This window comes from Bradyrhizobium sp., from assembly GCF_035484855.1.
Lineage (GTDB): Bacteria > Pseudomonadota > Alphaproteobacteria > Rhizobiales > Xanthobacteraceae > Bradyrhizobium.
Genome location: NZ_DATHOP010000146.1, coordinates 1 through 17440, shown reverse-complemented (window position 1 = coordinate 17440; position 17440 = coordinate 1). Strand labels below are relative to the sequence as shown.

10 protein-coding genes are annotated in these 17440 nt (G+C 63.1%); 6 read left to right on the top strand and 4 right to left on the bottom strand.

Annotation, left to right across the window (positions count from 1 at the left end):
* Nucleotides 1-128: 128 nt before the first annotated feature.
* A complete protein-coding gene (locus tag VK804_RS16435; RefSeq protein ID WP_325372078.1) occupies nucleotides 129-8498 on the top strand; it encodes a GAF domain-containing protein in 8370 nt (2789 codons plus the stop codon).
* A 2-nt stretch (nucleotides 8499-8500) separates the two neighbouring features.
* Nucleotides 8501-8890 carry a response regulator gene (locus VK804_RS16430; RefSeq protein WP_325372076.1) on the top strand — a complete coding sequence of 130 codons (390 nt, stop codon included), beginning with the start codon at nucleotides 8501-8503 and terminating at the stop codon, nucleotides 8888-8890.
* A 5-nt stretch (nucleotides 8891-8895) separates the two neighbouring features.
* On the opposite strand, the gene VK804_RS16425 is transcribed toward VK804_RS16430, so the two are convergent.
* The 3 genes from VK804_RS16425 to VK804_RS16415 all read right to left on the bottom strand — a co-directional run bounded on the left by VK804_RS16425 (nucleotide 8896) and on the right by VK804_RS16415 (nucleotide 11568).
* Entirely contained in the window at nucleotides 8896-9117 is a 222-nt protein-coding gene (locus VK804_RS16425) for a hypothetical protein (protein ID WP_325372074.1), read from the bottom strand.
* Between the two features lie 92 nt (nucleotides 9118-9209).
* Nucleotides 9210-10787 carry an MDR family MFS transporter gene (locus VK804_RS16420; protein WP_325372072.1) on the bottom strand — a complete coding sequence of 526 codons (1578 nt, stop codon included), beginning with the start codon at nucleotides 10785-10787 and terminating at the stop codon, nucleotides 9210-9212.
* A gap of 265 nt (nucleotides 10788-11052) precedes the next feature.
* Nucleotides 11053-11568 carry a YcgN family cysteine cluster protein gene (locus VK804_RS16415; RefSeq protein WP_325372070.1) on the bottom strand — a complete coding sequence of 172 codons (516 nt, stop codon included), beginning with the start codon at nucleotides 11566-11568 and terminating at the stop codon, nucleotides 11053-11055.
* Between the two features lie 288 nt (nucleotides 11569-11856).
* On the opposite strand from VK804_RS16415, the gene VK804_RS16410 reads away from it, so the two are divergent.
* Genes VK804_RS16410 through VK804_RS16400 form a run of 3 tightly spaced genes read left to right on the top strand, consistent with a single transcriptional unit; the run spans nucleotide 11857 to nucleotide 15264 of the window.
* Nucleotides 11857-14121 carry a PBP1A family penicillin-binding protein gene (locus VK804_RS16410; RefSeq protein ID WP_325372068.1) on the top strand — a complete coding sequence of 755 codons (2265 nt, stop codon included), beginning with the start codon at nucleotides 11857-11859 and terminating at the stop codon, nucleotides 14119-14121.
* Between the two features lies 1 nt (nucleotide 14122).
* The gene (locus VK804_RS16405; RefSeq protein WP_325372066.1) at nucleotides 14123-14701 is read left to right on the top strand and encodes a DUF1214 domain-containing protein; all 579 of its coding nucleotides are present in this window, start codon (nucleotides 14123-14125) and stop codon (nucleotides 14699-14701) included.
* Nucleotides 14698-15264 (top strand): DUF1254 domain-containing protein, encoded by a 567-nt coding sequence (locus VK804_RS16400; protein ID WP_325372064.1) that lies wholly within the window; start codon nucleotides 14698-14700, stop codon nucleotides 15262-15264. The genes VK804_RS16405 and VK804_RS16400 overlap by 4 nt, the downstream gene beginning before the upstream one ends.
* Nucleotides 15265-15683: 419 nt before the next feature.
* Here VK804_RS16400 and VK804_RS16395 read toward each other — a convergent pair whose 3' ends face one another.
* Nucleotides 15684-16109 (bottom strand): hypothetical protein, encoded by a 426-nt coding sequence (locus VK804_RS16395; RefSeq protein WP_325372062.1) that lies wholly within the window; start codon nucleotides 16107-16109, stop codon nucleotides 15684-15686.
* 322 nt (nucleotides 16110-16431) lie between these two features.
* On the opposite strand from VK804_RS16395, the gene VK804_RS16390 reads away from it, so the two are divergent.
* The gene (locus VK804_RS16390; RefSeq protein ID WP_325372060.1) at nucleotides 16432-17202 is read left to right on the top strand and encodes a glucose 1-dehydrogenase; all 771 of its coding nucleotides are present in this window, start codon (nucleotides 16432-16434) and stop codon (nucleotides 17200-17202) included.
* Nucleotides 17203-17440 lie beyond the last annotated feature (238 nt).

Here is a 17440-nt window from a genome sequence, read left to right as displayed (position 1 = left end):
GGCAGATTTTTGTTCCCGACGCATTGAATGGTGAGGACATACCGCCCAGCCTGCGCCGGGTCGTGCAGGCCGTAGGCAACTTCTCGGTCGTGATGACCCCGATGATTTGGGAAAGCCAGGGCATTGGGATGATTTCGGTCGTGCGCGATCCGAATACAGCGCTCACCCCCAAGGAACTTGGACTGCTCAAGACGTTCGCCGACCAGGCCGTGATCGCCATCCAGAATTCGCGGCTGTTCAACGAAACCCGGGAAGCGCTGGAGCGGCAGACCGCGACCGCCGACATCCTCAAGGCGATCGCCTCTTCGCCATCCGACGTGCAGCCGGTGTTCGACGTGATCGTCGAACGCGCCGTGCGATTGTGCGGGGCGCGGATGGGGCGGGTTTATCGCTACGACGATGGCATGATTCACATGGTCGCCGGGCACAATCTGAGCACACCGGGCCTGAGCAAGGTGCAGGAGGTGTTTCCAAGACCGGCGGCCGACGACACCACCGCGGGACTGGCGATCCGGTCACGCCAGCCCTACTTCGTCACCGACATCGAATCCGACCAATCCGCGCCGCCGCTGTCGCGGCAGATGATCGAAGCGCTGGGAACGCGCAGCCAGGTCACCGTCCCGATGCTGCGCAAGGCTGAGCCGATCGGGGCGATCACGGTGGGCTGGGCCGAGCCTGCCGCCTACGGCGACCAACAGGTCGCGCTGCTGCAGACGTTTGCCGACCAGGCCGTCATCGCCATCGAAAACGTGCGCCTGTTCAACGAGACCAGGGAGGCGCTGGAGCGGCAGACCGCGACCGCCGACATCCTCAAGGTGATCGCCTCTTCGCCCTCGGACGTGCAGCCGGTATTCAGTGCCATTGCCTCCAGCGCCAATGCGCTGCTGGGCGGCCTGTCGACCGCGGTACACATCCTGACCGACGACACGCTGCACCTGATGGCGTTCACCCCGACCAACCCCGCAGGAGATGCAAACCTGCAAGCCTCCTATCCCAGAGTGCTGTCCACGCTTCCCTGGGGCGGCCGGCTCCGCGAGGGCGAGATCGTCCTGGTCGGTGACACTGAGGTCGAATGGGCCACTCTGCCGGGTTTTCGGGACGTCGCGCGGATGCGCGGCTTTCGCAGCATTCTCCGCGTCCCGATGCTGCGCGGCGGTCAGGCCATAGGAGTGATCAACGTCACGCGAGCAGAGCCTGGTCAATTCGCTGACCATCACATCCAGTTGTTGCAAACCTTTGCTGACCAGGCCGTCATCGCCATCGAGAACGTGCGGCTGTTCAACGAGACCCAGGAAGCATTGAAGCACCAGACCGCAACCTCCGAAGTGCTGCAGGCGATCGGCAGCTCTATGGCCGACAGGCAACCGGTGTTCGAGCGCATTCTCGACAGCACCGAACGGCTATTCGATTGCAGGCAGTCTGCGATCTTCCTCGCCCCCGGCGACGGGTTGCTGCACCTCGCCGCGCGCCACGGGGTCGGGAGTGAGGCGCTTGACCATGTGTACCCGCTACCGATCAAGGAGACGATGGCTCCCCTCGTCATCGGCGAGCAGCGGCAGATTTTTGTTCCCGACGCATTGAATGGTGAGGACATACCGCCCAGCCTGCGCCGGGTCGTGCAGGCCGTAGGCAACTTCTCGCTCGTGATCACCCCGATGATTTGGGAAGGCCAGGGCATTGGGATGATTTCGGTCGTGCGCGATCCGAATACAGGGCTCACCCCCAAGGAACTTGGACTGCTCAAGACGTTCGCCGACCAGGCCGTAATCGCCATCCAGAATTCGCGGCTGTTCAACGAGACCCAGGAGGCGCTGGCTCGGCAGACCGCGACCTCGGATATCTTGCGCGTCATCAGCCGGTCGCCGACCGACGTGCAGCCGGTGTTCGACGCCATCGTGCTGACTGCGAAACGGCTGCTTGACCGCGAGATGGGATTCATCGTGCTATGCGATTCCGCCGCATTTTGGCCGGCGTCCGTGGCGGGGCCGGAAGGGCTAATCCCGATCCTCAATCCCGGGAAGGTGCCCATCGACCCCGACGCCAACTTCCCGTCGCGCGCCATCCTCAGCGGGAAAAACCTGCATCTGCCGGATTGGTCGGTGATTGATCTGCCCGACTACGAGCGCCATGTCCACGAGTTGTACGGCCTGACTTCGGCGCTGTATCTGCCGCTGCTGCGCAATGACGAATGCATCGGCGTGCTTGTGATTGGCGGAAATCGACCGGCTATCTTCGGTGAGAGCGATATCGCGCTGGCGGAATCCTTCCGCGACCAGGCGCTGATTGCGATCGAAAATACCCGGCTGTTCAACGAGACCAAGGAGGCGCTGGAGCGGCAGACCGCCACCGCCGACATCCTCAAGGTGATCGCCTCTTCGCCTTCCGACGTGCAGCCAGTGTTCGACGTGATCGTCGAGCGCGCCGTGCGATTGTGCGGGGCGCGCATGGGGCGGGTCTATCGCTACGACGATGGCATCATTCACATGGTCGCCGGGCACAATCTGAGCACGCCGGGCCTGAGCAAGGTGCAGGAGGTGTTTCCGAGACCGGCGGCCGACGACACTACCGCGGGACTGGCGATTCGGTCACGCCAGCCCTACTTCGTCACCGACATCGAATCCGACCAATCCGCGCCGCCGCTTTCGCGGCAGATGATCGAGGCGCTGGGAACGCGCAGCCAGGTCACCGTCCCGATGCTGCGCAAGGGTGAGCCGATCGGGGCGATCACGGTGGGCTGGGCCGAGCCTGCCGCCTACGGCGATCAGCAGCTCCTGCTGCTGCAGACCTTCGCCGACCAGGCGGTGATTGCGATTGAAAACGTCCGGCTGTTCAACGAGACGCGCGAGGCGCTGGAGCGGCAGACCGCGACCGCCGACATCCTGAAGGTGATCGCCAGTTCGCCATCCGACGTGCAGCCGGTGTTCGAAGCGATTGCGGCCAGCGCCAATCGGCTGCTTGGCGGCTTCTCGACCGCGGTGTTCCGCTTTTTCGACGGCAGCCGTCACCTTGCGGCATTTACGCCGACCAACCCGACGGCCGACGAAGTCCTGAAAAGCATGTTTCCCCTGCCTCTCGCCTTCGACTCGGCACCGTTCCAAAAGGTGCTGAAGGGTGAAACCGTCCAGATCGCCGACACGGAAATGGCCGAGGAAGTCACGGCCAAGATTGCGCGAGCGCGCGGCTTCCGCAGCAACATGTTCTGTCCCCTGATAAGCAGCGGGATGGTCATCGGCATGATCGCCATCTCGCGGGTCGAGACGGGCTCCTTTGCACCCCATCACGTCCAGCTGCTGCAAACCTTCGCCGACCAGGCCGTAATCGCCATCGAAAACGTCCGGCTGTTCAACGAGACGCGCGAGGCGCTGGAGCGGCAGACCGCGACCGCCGACATCCTCAAGGTCATCGCATCTTCGCCGTCCGACGTGCAACCGGTGTTCGATGCGATTGCGACCAGCGCCAACCGGCTGATCGGCGGATTCTCCAGCACCGTGTTCCGCTTCATCGATGGCGTCGCTCACCTGAAGGCATTCACGCCAACAACACCCGCCGCCGATGAAGTGTTGCAGGCCACCTTCCCGCGGCCCGTTGCCGATTTCCCGCCGTTCAAAATGGCGCAAGCCGGCGAAGTCACGCAAATCCCCGACACCGAAGCCCTGTCCGACGAGCTTCTGGACATCGCGCGCGCGCGCGGCTACCGCAGCATGTTGTTCACTCCGCTGATGAACGACGGCGTGTCGATCGGCTTCATTACGGTGACGCGCGTTCAGCCCGGCGCGTTCGCCGATCATCATGTCCAGTTGTTGCGAACCTTCGCCGACCAGGCCGTGATCGCGATCGAGAACGTGCGGCTGTTCGACGAAGTGCAGGCAAAGACCCGCGATCTCTCCGAGGCCCTGCAGCAGCAGACCGCGACCGCCGACGTGCTCAAGGTGATCAGCCGCTCGGTGTTCGATCTGCAGACCGTGCTCGATACCCTGGTCGAGTCGGCCTACAAACTCTGCGGCGCGAGCCTGGGCCTGCTCTACCTCAGGGGCGATGAGGCCTTCGAATGCAAGGCGATCGCCGGCGAAGGCGTCGCGCAGGCGACGGACCTGTTCAAGGGACGCCCGATCCGCGCCGGACGTGGCACCGCCGCGGAGCGCGTGATCCTGACCGGAGAGGTGCAGAGCGTTACCGATTTCTTCGCCGATCCGGATTTCGATCCCAAGGTCAGGGAGACCATTCGGAACGCCGCTGGCGAGGATTCAAGCGTCGGCGCGCTTCGTTCCACACTGGCGGTACCGATGACACGCGACGGCGTCGTGACCGGTGTGATGGTGATCGCACGTTCTCAGGCAGGTCCGTTCCCCCCGCGCCAGGTCGAACTGCTGCAAACCTTCGCCGACCAGGCCGTGATCGCCATCGAGAACGCCCGCCTGTTCGACGAGGTGCAGGCCAAAACCCGCGATCTCACGGAATCACTGCAACAGCAGACCGCGACCGCGAACGTGCTCGAGGTCATCAGTCGTTCGGCGTTCGACCTCAACCCGGTGTTTGAAACGGTCGCCGAAAACTCGGTCAACCTCTGCGGATCCGACAGGGCTCTTATTTTTCGCTTCGACGGCGAGTTGCTTCGGGTGTCGGCGGCGTTCAATGCTCCCGATCATCTCAGGGATTGGCTTGAGCGGAATCCGATTCGCCCGGGTCGCCATAGCGTCGCCGCGCGTGCCGCGCTGGAACATCGGACCATCCACGTTCGAGATGTCTTCGCCGATCCTGAGCACACCTACGGGGCGAAAGATGTCGAGCCGTTCCGCACCGTTCTCGGTGTCCCCATGCTTAAAGGCGATGACCTGCTGGGCGTGATATTGGTTTACCACAATGAGGTCCGGCAGTTCACGGATAAGCAAATAGCTTTGGTCGAGACTTTCGCCGACCAGGCCGTGATCGCGATCGAGAACGTGCGGCTGTTCGACGAGGTGCAGGCCAGGACCCGCGACCTGACCGAGGCGCTGACCTACCAGACCGGCAGCAGCAATATCCTCAAGGTGATCGCCTCCTCGCCGACCGATGTCGGACCGGTTCTCGAGGCCATTGTGGAAAGCGCCTGCGAGCTGTGCGAGGCCGACGACGCCGAGGTACAGCTGCGCGAGGGCGACGAGCTTCGCCATGCAGCGCATCGTGGATCGATACCGGTGGGCCTGCAACGGCGCACGATCACCCGGAATTTCGTCAGCGGACGCGCTGTCGTCGACAAGGCGCCGGTGCACCTGGGTGACGTTCTTTCCGCCGAGGGCGACGAATTTCCGGAAGCCCAGGAGATGTCTCGCCGGCTCGGGACCCGGACACTTCTCGGCGTACCGTTGCTGCGCGAGGGCGAGAGCATCGGAACGATCCTGCTCCGCCGCACCGAGGTGGCTCCGTTCGGCGACAAGCAAATCGCCTTGCTGCAAACCTTCGCCGACCAGGCGGTCATTGCCATCGGCAACGTCCGCCTGTTCGACGAGGTGCAGGCCAAGACCCGCGATCTCACGGAGGCGCTGACCTATCAGACCGGCAGCAGCAACATCCTGAGAGTGATCGCATCCTCGCCGACCGATGTCGGGCCGGTTCTCGAGGCCATCGTGGAAAGTGCCTGCGAGCTTTGCGAAGCCGACGACGCCATCGTGCAATTGCGTGACGGCGGTGATCTGGTCTTTGCCGCGCATCGTGGATCGATACCGGTGGGCCTGCAAAGACGGGCCATCAACCCGAATTTCATCAGCGGCCGCGCTGTCATCGACAAGGTGCCAGTGCACCTGCGCGACGTGCTTTCCGCAGAAGGCGACGGATTTCCGGAGTCCCAGGAGATTTCTCGTCCTCTTGGGACCCGGACGTGCCTGAGCGTACCCTTGCTGCGCGAGGGCGAGAGCATCGGGACGATCCTGCTCCGCCGCACCGAGGTCAACCCGTTCATCGACAAGCAAATCGCTTTGCTGCAAACCTTCGCCGACCAGGCAGTCATTGCCATCGGCAACGTCCGCCTGTTCGACGAGGTGCAGGCCAGGACTCGCGACCTTACGGAATCGCTGCAGCAGCAGACCGCGACCGCCGACGTGCTCAAGGTGATCAGCCGCTCCGCGTTCGATCTGCAGACTGTGCTCGATACGCTGGTCGAGTCCGCGGCTCGCCTGTGCAACGCCGACGCGGGAACCATTTGGCATCCGCGGGGAGACCGTTTCGTCCTGACTGCAAGCTTCGGGCTGACAGTGCGGAAGAAGGCATTTCTCGAGGGAATCTCGTTTACACCCGGGGATGGCGGATCGATGGGTCGAACTTTGCTGACCCGCAAGACATCCCACATCCATGATGTACTGGCTGAGCCCGATTATGATCTCAGGGGTGATCCCAATCCAGCGCGGACCAGACTGAGTGTCCCGTTGACGCGCGACGGAGAACTGATCGGCGTTTTCATCCTGGTGCGCGAGCAGGTGCGGCCGTTCAGCGAAAAACAGGTCGAACTCGTCCAGACCTTTGCCGATCAGGCGGTGATCGCCATCGAGAACGTCCGCCTGTTCGACGAGGTGCAGGCCAAGACCCGCGACCTCACGGAAGCGCTGACCTACCAGACCGGGAGCAGCAATATCCTGAGAGTGATCGCCTCTTCGCCGACCGATGTCGGGCCGGTCCTCAAGGCCATTGTGGAAAGTGCCTGCGAACTTTGCGAGGCCGATGACGCCCTTGTAACATTGAGGGATGGCGACGACCTCCTGTTCAAGGCGCAGCACGGATCAATCCCTGTCGCTTGGGAGCGAATGCCAATCAACCGTCAATGGGCCTCCGGCCGCGCCGTTGTCGATCGTAAGCCGGTCCATGTGCGTGATCTTCATGCAAACGAAGGCGAACCGTTCCCCGATTCCCAGGAATTGGCACGCCATACCAGTGTTCGCACCGTTCTGAGCGTACCGCTGCTGCGCGAAAACGAAAGCATCGGCGCCATCGTGCTTCGCCGCACCGAGGTGGAGCCGTTCAGCGACAAGCAGATCGGCCTGTTGCAGACGTTTGCCGATCAGGCCGTGATCGCCATCGGCAATGTCCGCCTGTTCGACGAGGTGCAGGCGAGAACGCGCGACCTCACTGAATCGCTGCAGCAGCAAACCGCGACCGCCGACGTGCTCAAGGTCATCAGCGCTTCACCTGGCGACCTGGAGCCGGTTTTCGAGGCCTTGCTGGAGAACGCGGTGCGCCTCTGCGAGGCGAAATTTGCGATGCTGTTTTTTTATGAGACTGAGAAAAACGAGTTTCGCGCCGTTGGAAGGTGGAATCTGCCGCCCGCGTATGGCGAGTTCCTGGGCAAGAATACCATCCCTGCCGACCCGATGATTCCCTTGGGCAAGGTCGTCATAACCAGGGAGCCGAGTCAGGTCGCGGATGTTCTGACGGACCAATCCTACCTTCAACGCAATCCGGGAATCGTCGGCGTAGCAGAACTCGGGGGCGCTCGGACGCTCCTGCAGGTGCCTATGCTCAAGGAAAACGAACTGATCGGAACGATCGGCATCTATCGGCAGGAAGTCCGGCCCTTCACCGGCAAGCAGATTGAGCTGGTGCGGAATTTCGCGGCCCAGGCCGTGATTGCCATCGAGAATGCCCGCCTTCTCAATGAGCTGCGCCAGCGCACGGACGATCTGACCAATTCACTCAACGACCTGCGCACCGCGCAGGATCGGCTGGTGCAAACCGAAAAGCTGGCCTCGCTCGGCCAGCTCACCGCCGGCATCGCCCACGAGATCAAGAACCCGCTGAATTTCGTCAACAATTTTGCAGCACTTTCGGCCGAGTTGACCGACGAGTTAAACGACGTGCTCGCGCCGGCTCCGCTCGACGACAAGACCCGGGAGGAAGTCGGCGAAATTACCCATACCCTGAAGGACAACCTGCAAAAGGTGGTGCAGCACGGCAAACGCGCCGATTCCATCGTCAAAAACATGCTGTTGCATTCGCGCGAAGGATCGGGCGAGCATCGGCCCGCCGACATCAACGCGCTGGTCGACGAAAGCCTCAACCTCGCCTATCACGGCGCCCGCGCCGAAAAGCCGCAATTCAATGTGACCCTGCAGCGCGACTTCGATGAAAAAGCCGGTACCATCGAGGTGTTCCCGCAGGAAATCACCCGCGTCTTCCTGAATTTGATCTCCAACGGATTCTATGCCGTCACCAAGCGCAAGAACGAGAATGGCGGCTCAAGCTTTGAGCCAATCGTTCGCGCGACCACGAAAAATCTCGGCGACACCGTCGAAATCCGGATCCGCGACAACGGCACCGGCATTCCCGACGAGGTGAAGGAAAAGATGTTCAACCCGTTTTTTACAACCAAGCCGGCGGGCGAAGGAACCGGGCTCGGCCTCTCGATGAGCCATGACATCATCGTGAAACAACACGGTGGCACCATCGACGTGTTGACGGAGCCCGGCGAATTTACCGAATTTACCATCGTTTTGCCGCGAACAGGCAATGTTTCAAATAAATCCAGAGGTTAGACGTGAGCGTTTTGGTTCTTGTGGTGGATGACGAACCCGATGTCGAGGCGCTGTTTCGTCAGCAATTCCGGCGCGATCTGCGCGCGCAGCGCTTCGTGATGGATTTTGCCATTTCGGCGGCCGACGCGCTGGCGCGGATTGCCTCCACCATCGAGCAGTCGCTGATCCTGATCCTCTCCGACATCAACATGCCCGGCATGACGGGGCTGGAGATGCTGCCAAGGGTCAAGGAGATCAGGCCCGAGGTTCCCGTCATCATGATCACCGCCTACGGCGATGCCGAAACCAAGCGCAAGGCGATCGAAAGCGGCGCGAGCGGATTACTGACCAAGCCGATCGACTTCACGTTGCTGCGGGAAGAGATCGACACAAGGCTGCAGGCGGCCGTTTAAGCAAATCACGGCTTGAAAAACGCGGGATCGTTGAGCGCCTTGATCATGGTGTCGACCATGTCGGCGGCGCCATGGTCCTCGCGCTCTTCCAGAAGCTCCCACATCTTGCGCAAATTGGCGCGCATCGGCGCCTTCAGCGAGGGATCGCGCTCGATCAGGGTCCGCGCGATGCAGAAGGCGATGGCCTCGGTGCCCATCCTGGCTTGCTCGACGGTGGGTTTGCTCATGGGCCGGCTCCTTCGGAATCGATGTCTGACTGCCTTGCGCCGCTGTTAGATCAATTCACGGCCCGGAGCCAGCTTCGGCTGAGTTACCTGCCCTACTCCGCCATCTCCACCGGCGTCGAGGGGCCGGTCAGCACCCGTTCCTCCATCAGGATCATGCACACCGCGGCCACGGCGAGCATCGCGGCGGCGGCGCCGAACACGTAGCGGAAGGCCAGGATCATGTCGGCGGCCGGAATCGAACCGACCGGTCCGCGATGTTCGCCGGCCAGCGAAATATCCGCGCCCAGCGCCATCAGGATGATCGCGGCAAACGCGGCCACCGTGAAGGAAGCCATCAGCGCGCGGAAGAAATTCATCGCGCCGGTGATGGTGCCGACCTGGGCGCGCGTCACCGAATTCTGCGACGAGACGACGCTGACCGGAAATACCGTGCCAAGGCCGAGCGAGAAGGCGGACAGCAGAAACAACAGTCCCCACAGCGACGGCGTCGTCAGCGCCAGCGCGCAGCCCGAGACCGCCGCGAATATGGTTCCTATGATCGCGACCCGCTTGTAGTGCCTGGCGCGCGCCATGGTGCGGCCGGCGACCGCCGCGCCGCAGGTCGAGATCGCCGCCAAGGGAATTAGCCCGAGCCCCGCTTCGCTGGCGCTGAGGTGGTAGACCACCTCGTAATAAAGCGGCAGGTGGACCGTCAGTCCCATCATCGCCCCCAGCGCACAGCCGCCGGCGGCCATCGCGTAGGGTACGACCGTGCCGCCCATCAGCGAGAGCGGCAGGAAAGGTTCATCGGCATTCCGGGCATGCCAGACGAAGGCCAGCATCAGCGCAACCGCGGCGCCGACCATCGCCATGATGGTCGGCGACAGCCAGAGAAAACGGTTGCCGCCCCAGGTCAGCACCAGCATGAAGACGACAGCCGAGGCCATCAGCAGCACGCCCCCCAGCCAGTCGACCTTGCGCAGGCGGTGGTAGACCGGGATCTTGCCCATCTTGGGCAGCAGCATCGCAAGGGCCGCGAGCGCGAGCGGCACGTTGATCCAGAAGATCATCGACCAGTGCAGGTGTTCGGCGAAGAAGCCCCCCAGAACCGGCCCGCCGATGCCGGCGGCGACCCAGACGCCGCTGAAATAGGCCTGGTACTGGCCGCGCTCGCGCGGCGTCACCACGTCGGAAATCACGGTCTGGACCACCGGCATGATGCCGCCGCCGCCGAGCCCCTGCAGCCCGCGCGCCAGGATCAGGACCGGCATGTTCGGCGCCAGTGCGCACAGGATCGAGCCCGCGATGAACAGGCTGAGCGCGGTGATGATCATGGCGCGGCGCCCGTAGATGTCGCTGAGCGTGCCGAACACCGGCGCAACCGCGGTCGAGGCCAGCAGATAGGCCGTGATCACCCAGGACAGGCTGGAGACATCGCGGAACTGCCGGCCGATGGTCGGCAGCGCAGTCGCCACGATGGTCTGGTCGAGAGCTGCCAGGAACATGGTCAGCAGCAGGCTCATCAGGATGGTGCGAACCTCGCCCGGCGTCAGCGGCGCCTTGGGGGCGAGCGACGGCGCGTCGGCGAGTTCGATCACCTCGCCCGGCATCCGCGGCAGGTCGCGCGCGATGGCTCGGGGCAAGGCTCGTTGATCGGCCGGGTGACGGCTGTGCCGTTCGAACTTGTTCATGGGGAATATTTTGATCGGCGTAGCGCGAGGGGATGCGAGGAATCGCTGGTTCACCTGCAATTTAAGCGACAAATCCCCTCTGCGGCAGCGGGTTACGCGCATGGGTGCGTCCCACCGACCGCCAATCGCATTCGCGTGATCAGCTAAAGCGCTTTCGAGCGAAGCGGACGCCCGGTGTTCCCCGGAAATATCAGGTAAAACAAAAACATCGAGCGCGATGCTCTGATTTGATCAGAACCCGGGATATCGCCGTTGCCATTCAACTTCAGGATTGTGGCCGCTTCTTCAACCGCGCGCGCTTGGGCAGCAGCTGTGGCCATCGCACGATGTGGTCTTCGAGGTCGGCGTCCGCGATCTCGTCCTCGGTTCCCAGCACCCTGCCGCGCACGGAAACGCCGGCTTCATGCACGGTGTTGGGATCGCCCGATATGACCGGGTGCCACCAATAGAGATCGCGACCCTCGGCCACCAGCCGATAGCCGCAGCTCGGCGGCAGCCAGTTCAGGGTGCGGACGTTTTCAGGCGTCAGCCGCACGCAATCGGGAACTTGTGCGGAGCGGTTCGTATAATCCTTGCAGGCGCACAGCCCGGCATCCAGCAGCTTGCAGGAAACATGGGTGAAATAGATCTTGCCGGTATCCTCATCCTCGAGCTTTTCCAGGCAGCAGCGCGCGCAGCCGTCGCACAGGCTTTCCCATTCGGCGTTGGACATTTCTTCCAACGTCTTGGTTTTCCAGAAGAATCCCTCCTGGTTCGAGGGCAGTTTGGGGCGCGCGGTCATGGCTTCAATCGATTCGATCGGACAGGCTCCGGGCTCTTCTAGGAGCCGCAGTGGTCAGGGTGCAAGCCGGGGCGATCCGGCGACCCCCTGAACGGCGGGACAGCGTTATCCCTGCCTATGAAAACCCTGAGGCGGACCATTGGTTTATATCCCCCGCTCGGCTAGATAGATACGGAGTCCCCGAGGGCCCAAAAAAGCGCCTTGGGTTTGCCGCAACCATCCCGCAAGACGTCTCGACCGCGCCCGGCCGGGTGCTCGAAAGCGTTTTCCAACTGACCGAAGGCATCGGTGCGCAATATCATGCCAGCGAAATGGAAGCAGAAAATCCGGCACTGGATGCTGGATTTCGACGCGCGCATCGACTCCACGCTGTTCTCAACCGGCAAAGGCGTGCGCGAGCTCTACGAACGCTATTCGACCTTCATGGATCGCTTCTATGTCGGCCGCTGGAAGCGCTGGGTCTTCATCGAGCCTCTTTCGGAAGCTGCCACCATCGGGCTCGGCGGCCTGATCCTGATGCTGGCCTTGGCCGTGCCGGCGTTTCGCGAGACCGCCGACGACGACTGGCTGAAGAAGAGTGATCTCGCGGTGACCTTCCTCGACCGCTACGGCAATCCGATCGGCAGCCGCGGCATCAAGCACAACGATTCCATTCCGTTGGAGGATTTTCCGGACAATCTGATCAAGGCGACGCTGGCGACCGAAGACCGTCGCTTCTACGACCATTTCGGCATCGACGTCGCCGGCACTTTTCGGGCGCTGCTGACCAATGCGCAGGCCGGCGGCGTGCGGCAGGGCGGCTCCTCGATCACCCAGCAGCTCGCCAAGAACCTGTTTCTGAGCAACGAGCGCACGATCGAGCGCAAGGTCAACGAGGCGTTCCTGGCGATCTGGCTGGAAACGCGTCTCACCAAGAATGAAATACTGAAACTCTATCTCGACCGCGCCTATATGGGCGGCGGCACCTTCGGCGTCGATGGCGCTGCGCATTTCTACTTCAACAAGTCGGTGCGCGACGTCAATCTGGCGGAGGCCGCGATGCTGGCCGGCCTGTTCAAGGCGCCGACCAAATACGCCCCCCACATCAACCTGCCCGCGGCGCGCGCCCGCGCCAACGTGGTGCTCGACAACCTCGTCGACGCCGGCTTCATGACCGAGGGCCAGGTGTTCGGGGCCCGGCGCAACCCGGCCACCGCGGTCGACCGCCGCGACGAGAATTCGCCGAACTACTATCTCGACTGGGCGTTCGACGAGATGCGCAAGCTGGTCGATACCTTCCCGAAATCCTACACCGAGCGCGTGTTCGTGGTCCGCACCGCGATCGACATGAACGTCCAGCACGCCGCCGAAGAAGCCATCGAAAACCAGCTGCGCCAGTTCGGCCGCGACTATCACGCCACCCAAGCCGCCACCGTGGTCGCCGATCTCGACGGCGGCGTCCGCGCCATGGTGGGCGGGCGGGACTATGGCGCGAGCCAGTTCAACCGCGCGGTCGACGCCTACCGGCAGCCCGGTTCGTCGTTCAAGCCCTATGTCTACTCGACCGCGCTGATGAACGGCTTTACGCCGAACTCGATCGTGGTCGACGGCCCGGTCTGCATCGGCAACTGGTGTCCGCAGAATTACGGCCACTCCTATTCCGGCCCGGTGACGCTGACGCAGGCGATCACCCGTTCGATCAACGTGGTGCCGGTGAAACTGTCGATTGCGATCGGCGGCAAGGGCGGCCCGAAAGCCGGCCGCGCCAAGATCGTCGAGGTGGCGCGCCGCTTCGGCATCAAGGCGCCGCTGCCGGATACGCCGTCGCTGCCGATCGGCGCCGACGAAGTCACCGTGCTCGAACACTCGGTGGCCTATGCAACCTTCCCCAACAGGGGCAAATCGGTCACGCCGCATGCGGTGCTGGAGGTGCGCACCGGCGCCGGCGAGCTGGTCTGGCGCTACGACCGCGACGGGCCGAAGCCGCTGCAGGCCATTCCGGCCTCGGTCGCCTCCGACATGGTCGGCATGATGAGCCATGTCGTCAGCGAAGGCACCGCGCGGCGCGCGGCGCTCGAGGGCATTCCGACCGCCGGCAAGACCGGCACCACCAACGCCTACCGCGACGCCTGGTTCGTCGGCTATACCGGCAACTTCACCTGCGCCGTCTGGTACGGCAACGACGATTATTCGCCGACCAACCGCATGACCGGCGGCTCGCTGCCGGCGCAAACCTGGCACGACATCATGATGGCGGCCCACCAGGGCGTCGAGGTCAAGGATATCGCGGGTTACCCGGCGACCCCGAGAGCCCCTGCCCCGGTGGCCTCGACCATTGCCGCCAATGGCGCTGCAAGGGTTCTCGAGACCAAACCGGGCCCGCCGCCGATCCTGACCAAGCGCGGCGCCGACATCTTGGTGCAGGTGGAGAAAATGCTCGACGACGCCGCCAGGACCGCGGGCGAGCCGGCGAAACCCGTGCGCCCGGTGTCGTCGACCTCCGTTCCGTTCCCCGACAGTTTTGCGGCGGCAACACCGGGCAGCGCGGCACCCTCGGCGCCGCGCAAGAACTGACGTGCGGCTGATCTTCATCACCCTGCTGGCGCTGATCATCGCCACCGCCGTCGGCCTCGGCGCCACCTGGATGACGGCCACCCGCGGCACCGATCTCGGCACGCTGACGATCGGCGCCTGGACGGCGCGGCCGAAAACCGGCACCGCCGATGTCGATCCCTATTCGCGCGCCACCATCGCCCGCAGTGGCGAGCTGCCGGTCGGCACCGGCGACGGCGTCGCCTTTTCGGCGACCACCGACGACCGCAAGCGGCCGCTCGACGGGCGCTGCGACGTAGTGGTCAGTGGCGTCACGCCGGCGGCGCGGTTCTGGACGCTGACGCTGTACGACCAGAAGGGACGGCTGGTCGCTAATTCGCTGCAGCGCTACGGTTTTACTAGCCAGGAAATCATCCGCGGCGCCGATGGCGGCTTCGAGATCCGGGTGGCGTCGCGCTCGCGCGCCGGCAACTGGCTGCCGACCGGAGGCATCGAGCGCTACGCGCTGATGCTGCGGCTCTACGATACGCCGGTCGGCGTAGCGACGCGCTCGAAGCGCGACGCGCCGATGCCCACCATCACGACGGCGGGGTGCCCATGATCCGCGTGCTGTTCACGATCCTCGCAGGGCTGCTGCTCGGTGGCATCGTGCACCTGGTCAGCGTGCTGGCGTTGCCGCGGATTGCGACCAACGATGCCTATTCGCGGCTGGCTGCGACCACCAGGCTCAACGCGGTGAGTCCGCTGCCGCTGGCGGATCCGAACAACGAACCGCTGCCGTTCATGGATCCTGCGTTTGCGCTGGCGGTCTGCCGCTACGACCTCTCAGGCGGCTCGATAAAACTCACGGTTCCCGTGAGCCAGGCCTATACCTCGGTGTCGTTCTATACCCGCAACGACGTCGCCTATTACGCCATCAACGACCGCTCCGCCGGCAAGAAGGTGATCGAGCTCGACCTGATGACCGAGGCCCAGCACAACGATTTGCCGGAGGAGGAGGACGTCACGGCGGCCGACCGGCTGATCATCGATTCCCCGACCGCGACCGGCCTGATCGTCATGAAAGCGCTGGCGCCGGAGCCCGGCCTGATGCCGCAGGCGCAAGCCTCGCTCGCCGCCTCGAGCTGCAAGGTGCAGACGGATGCGCCGGCGGCGAAGCGCTAAGCGGGAGCGGACCTGCAGGAACTTTCGTAACTCTGTAGCCCGGATGCAGCTATCGGGTCGCGCGCACGCGTGACCTGATAGCGAAATCCGGGGCCTTTCCACGATTGATGTCGTGTCCCGGATTGCGCCATCGGATGGCGCTTCGCTCTACCCAATGGCTCCATCCGGGCTACGGCGGCGGACCCGCCTAGCGCCCCTCGGCGGTGCACAGCAGGGCCTGGACAAAAAATCGCGAAAACAACCCCATGCAAAGTAGAATCTACCCGAGCTCGCAGGGCCGCCACATGATCAATTTCGCTTTTCAGCAGGATGGGTTGAGTTCTTCGCGAAACCCATCATCTCTTGCGGAGATTGATGGGTATCGCTCGCGAGGCTGGATGCCCAGCCTCTGACGCTCCACCGATCCCACGGGCTCCAAGTCAGACGACCTGGGTGGCAAGCACCACCGCTCTGGAAATCATGCCCACCAATCCAAACAATTCAAGAGTCGTACCAACCAACGACACCAACGCGTAAAGCTTGTCCCGCTCGATGGGAGCGGGTCGTTGCAAACCCTTCCTCAGCTCTAAGCTCTCAGGAAAATGTCGGCGGTTGGCGCCCCACCGGCCGATCACCGACAGCACAAACACAAAAATCTGAAAGACAGGGAAAACGCTGATGTACGTTGCAACGCTTGAAACGACCTCGCCGTAACGCCCGGTGTAATGAACTTCGAGCGAATGTGGAACGTAGAAGTAGACATAATAAGCGATCGCGACGCCTAGCGCCGCCAGACCGCAATTGACCGCAGCCATAATACTCATAAGCCTGAGCGTTTCAGCTGAAGCATCTGCGGTTTCGGTCACGATACGATGCCTCTTCGTAGCCCTACTTCACTTCAAGGCGAGTTCGTAGAGCTTGTAGGGCGGGTTGGAGCCGAAGGCGTAGCTTCCACAACCGGTAAGACGAATGTGCTCCTCTGTCCCACATGCCGAACTTTAGGATGCCGTGGCGACTCGCGCGGCTCGGGGCTTGTGACGGCGGATTACGCCCATCGGGCCGCGCTTTGCGGGGACCCGTTGGGTTTCAATCCGCCCTACCGTTCCAGCCTGTCAACATCCGCGGCTCCCTCTTGCCAAGAACGTGCGAGATCGTAGGGTCTTGTTGCAAGGCAGGAGAACACAGCACATGGCAGGCATTCTCGACCGCAAGGTGGCGCTGGTGACTGGCGGGGCATCGGGCATCGGGCGAGCCACCGCGCTCGCGATGGCACGCGAGGGTGCGCGCGTCGCGGTGGCCGACCGGACCGAAGAGCGCGCGGCTGCGACGGTTGCCTTGATCAACGCGGCCGGTGGCCAGGCGATCGCGATCGGCGGCGACGTGACGCGAGAGGATCAGGTGGCCGCGATGGTCGCGCGCACGGTGGCGGCCTATGGGCGGATCGACTGCGCGTTCAACAACGCCGGCGTTGCGGGAAATTCCGTCGGTCCCGGACGGCAGCGACTGCACGAACTGAGCCAGGCCTCGTTCGACGCCATGCTGGCGATCAATCTCACCGGTGTCTTCCTGTGCCTGAAGCACGAGATCGCACAAATGCTGCAACAAGGCGGCGGCGGAGCCATCGTCAACACCGCCTCGATCGCAGGCCTGATCGGTCTTGCGACATCGGGGCACTATGTGGCGGCAAAACACGGCGTGGTGGGACTGACGAAAACCGCGGCGATCGAATACGCACCGGACAACATCCGCGTGAACTGCGTCAATCCCGGTTACATCACGACCCCGATGACCGAGGAAGTCGTGCAGACCCGCCTCGATGCCGTGATGGCGAAGGTGCCGATGAATCGCATGGGCGTCCCCGACGAAATCGCGGAAGCCGTGGTCTGGATGTGTTCCGACAAGGCGTCGTTCATGACGGGAGCATGCCAAGTCGTCGACGGCGGATACTACGCGGCCTAGAGCTTTTCCCGTTTCGATGGAATCGAAACGGGGCTCTAGATTCTTGTTTTGACGCGTTTTCTTCACGCGAACCGGTGACCACTTCGCTCGAAAACGCTCTAGCAGTCCGCTGAAAAACGTAAAGAATGAGGCGTTTTTTCTGTTGGGGTTCGGTTGTTGGGATGGCGTATTGGGGAGTTTGAGGTCTGTTGGCTAGGCTGCAGCCAGTTTGGGGATGCGGATCAGGTTGTAGGCGATC

Bases quoted from the DNA above. Each gene is read 5' to 3' on its own strand.
- VK804_RS16435 (WP_325372078.1), top strand. From the start codon at position 129: ATGATTTCGGTCGTGCGCGATCCGAATACAGCGCTCACCCCCAAGGAA.
- VK804_RS16425 (WP_325372074.1), bottom strand. From the start codon at position 9,117: ATGAGCAAACCCACCGTCGAGCAAGCCAGGATGGGCACCGAGGCCATC.
- VK804_RS16420 (WP_325372072.1), bottom strand. From the start codon at position 10,787: ATGAACAAGTTCGAACGGCACAGCCGTCACCCGGCCGATCAACGAGCC.
- VK804_RS16415 (WP_325372070.1), bottom strand. From the start codon at position 11,568: ATGACCGCGCGCCCCAAACTGCCCTCGAACCAGGAGGGATTCTTCTGG.
- VK804_RS16400 (WP_325372064.1), top strand. From the start codon at position 14,698: ATGATCCGCGTGCTGTTCACGATCCTCGCAGGGCTGCTGCTCGGTGGC.
- VK804_RS16390 (WP_325372060.1), top strand. From the start codon at position 16,432: ATGGCAGGCATTCTCGACCGCAAGGTGGCGCTGGTGACTGGCGGGGCA.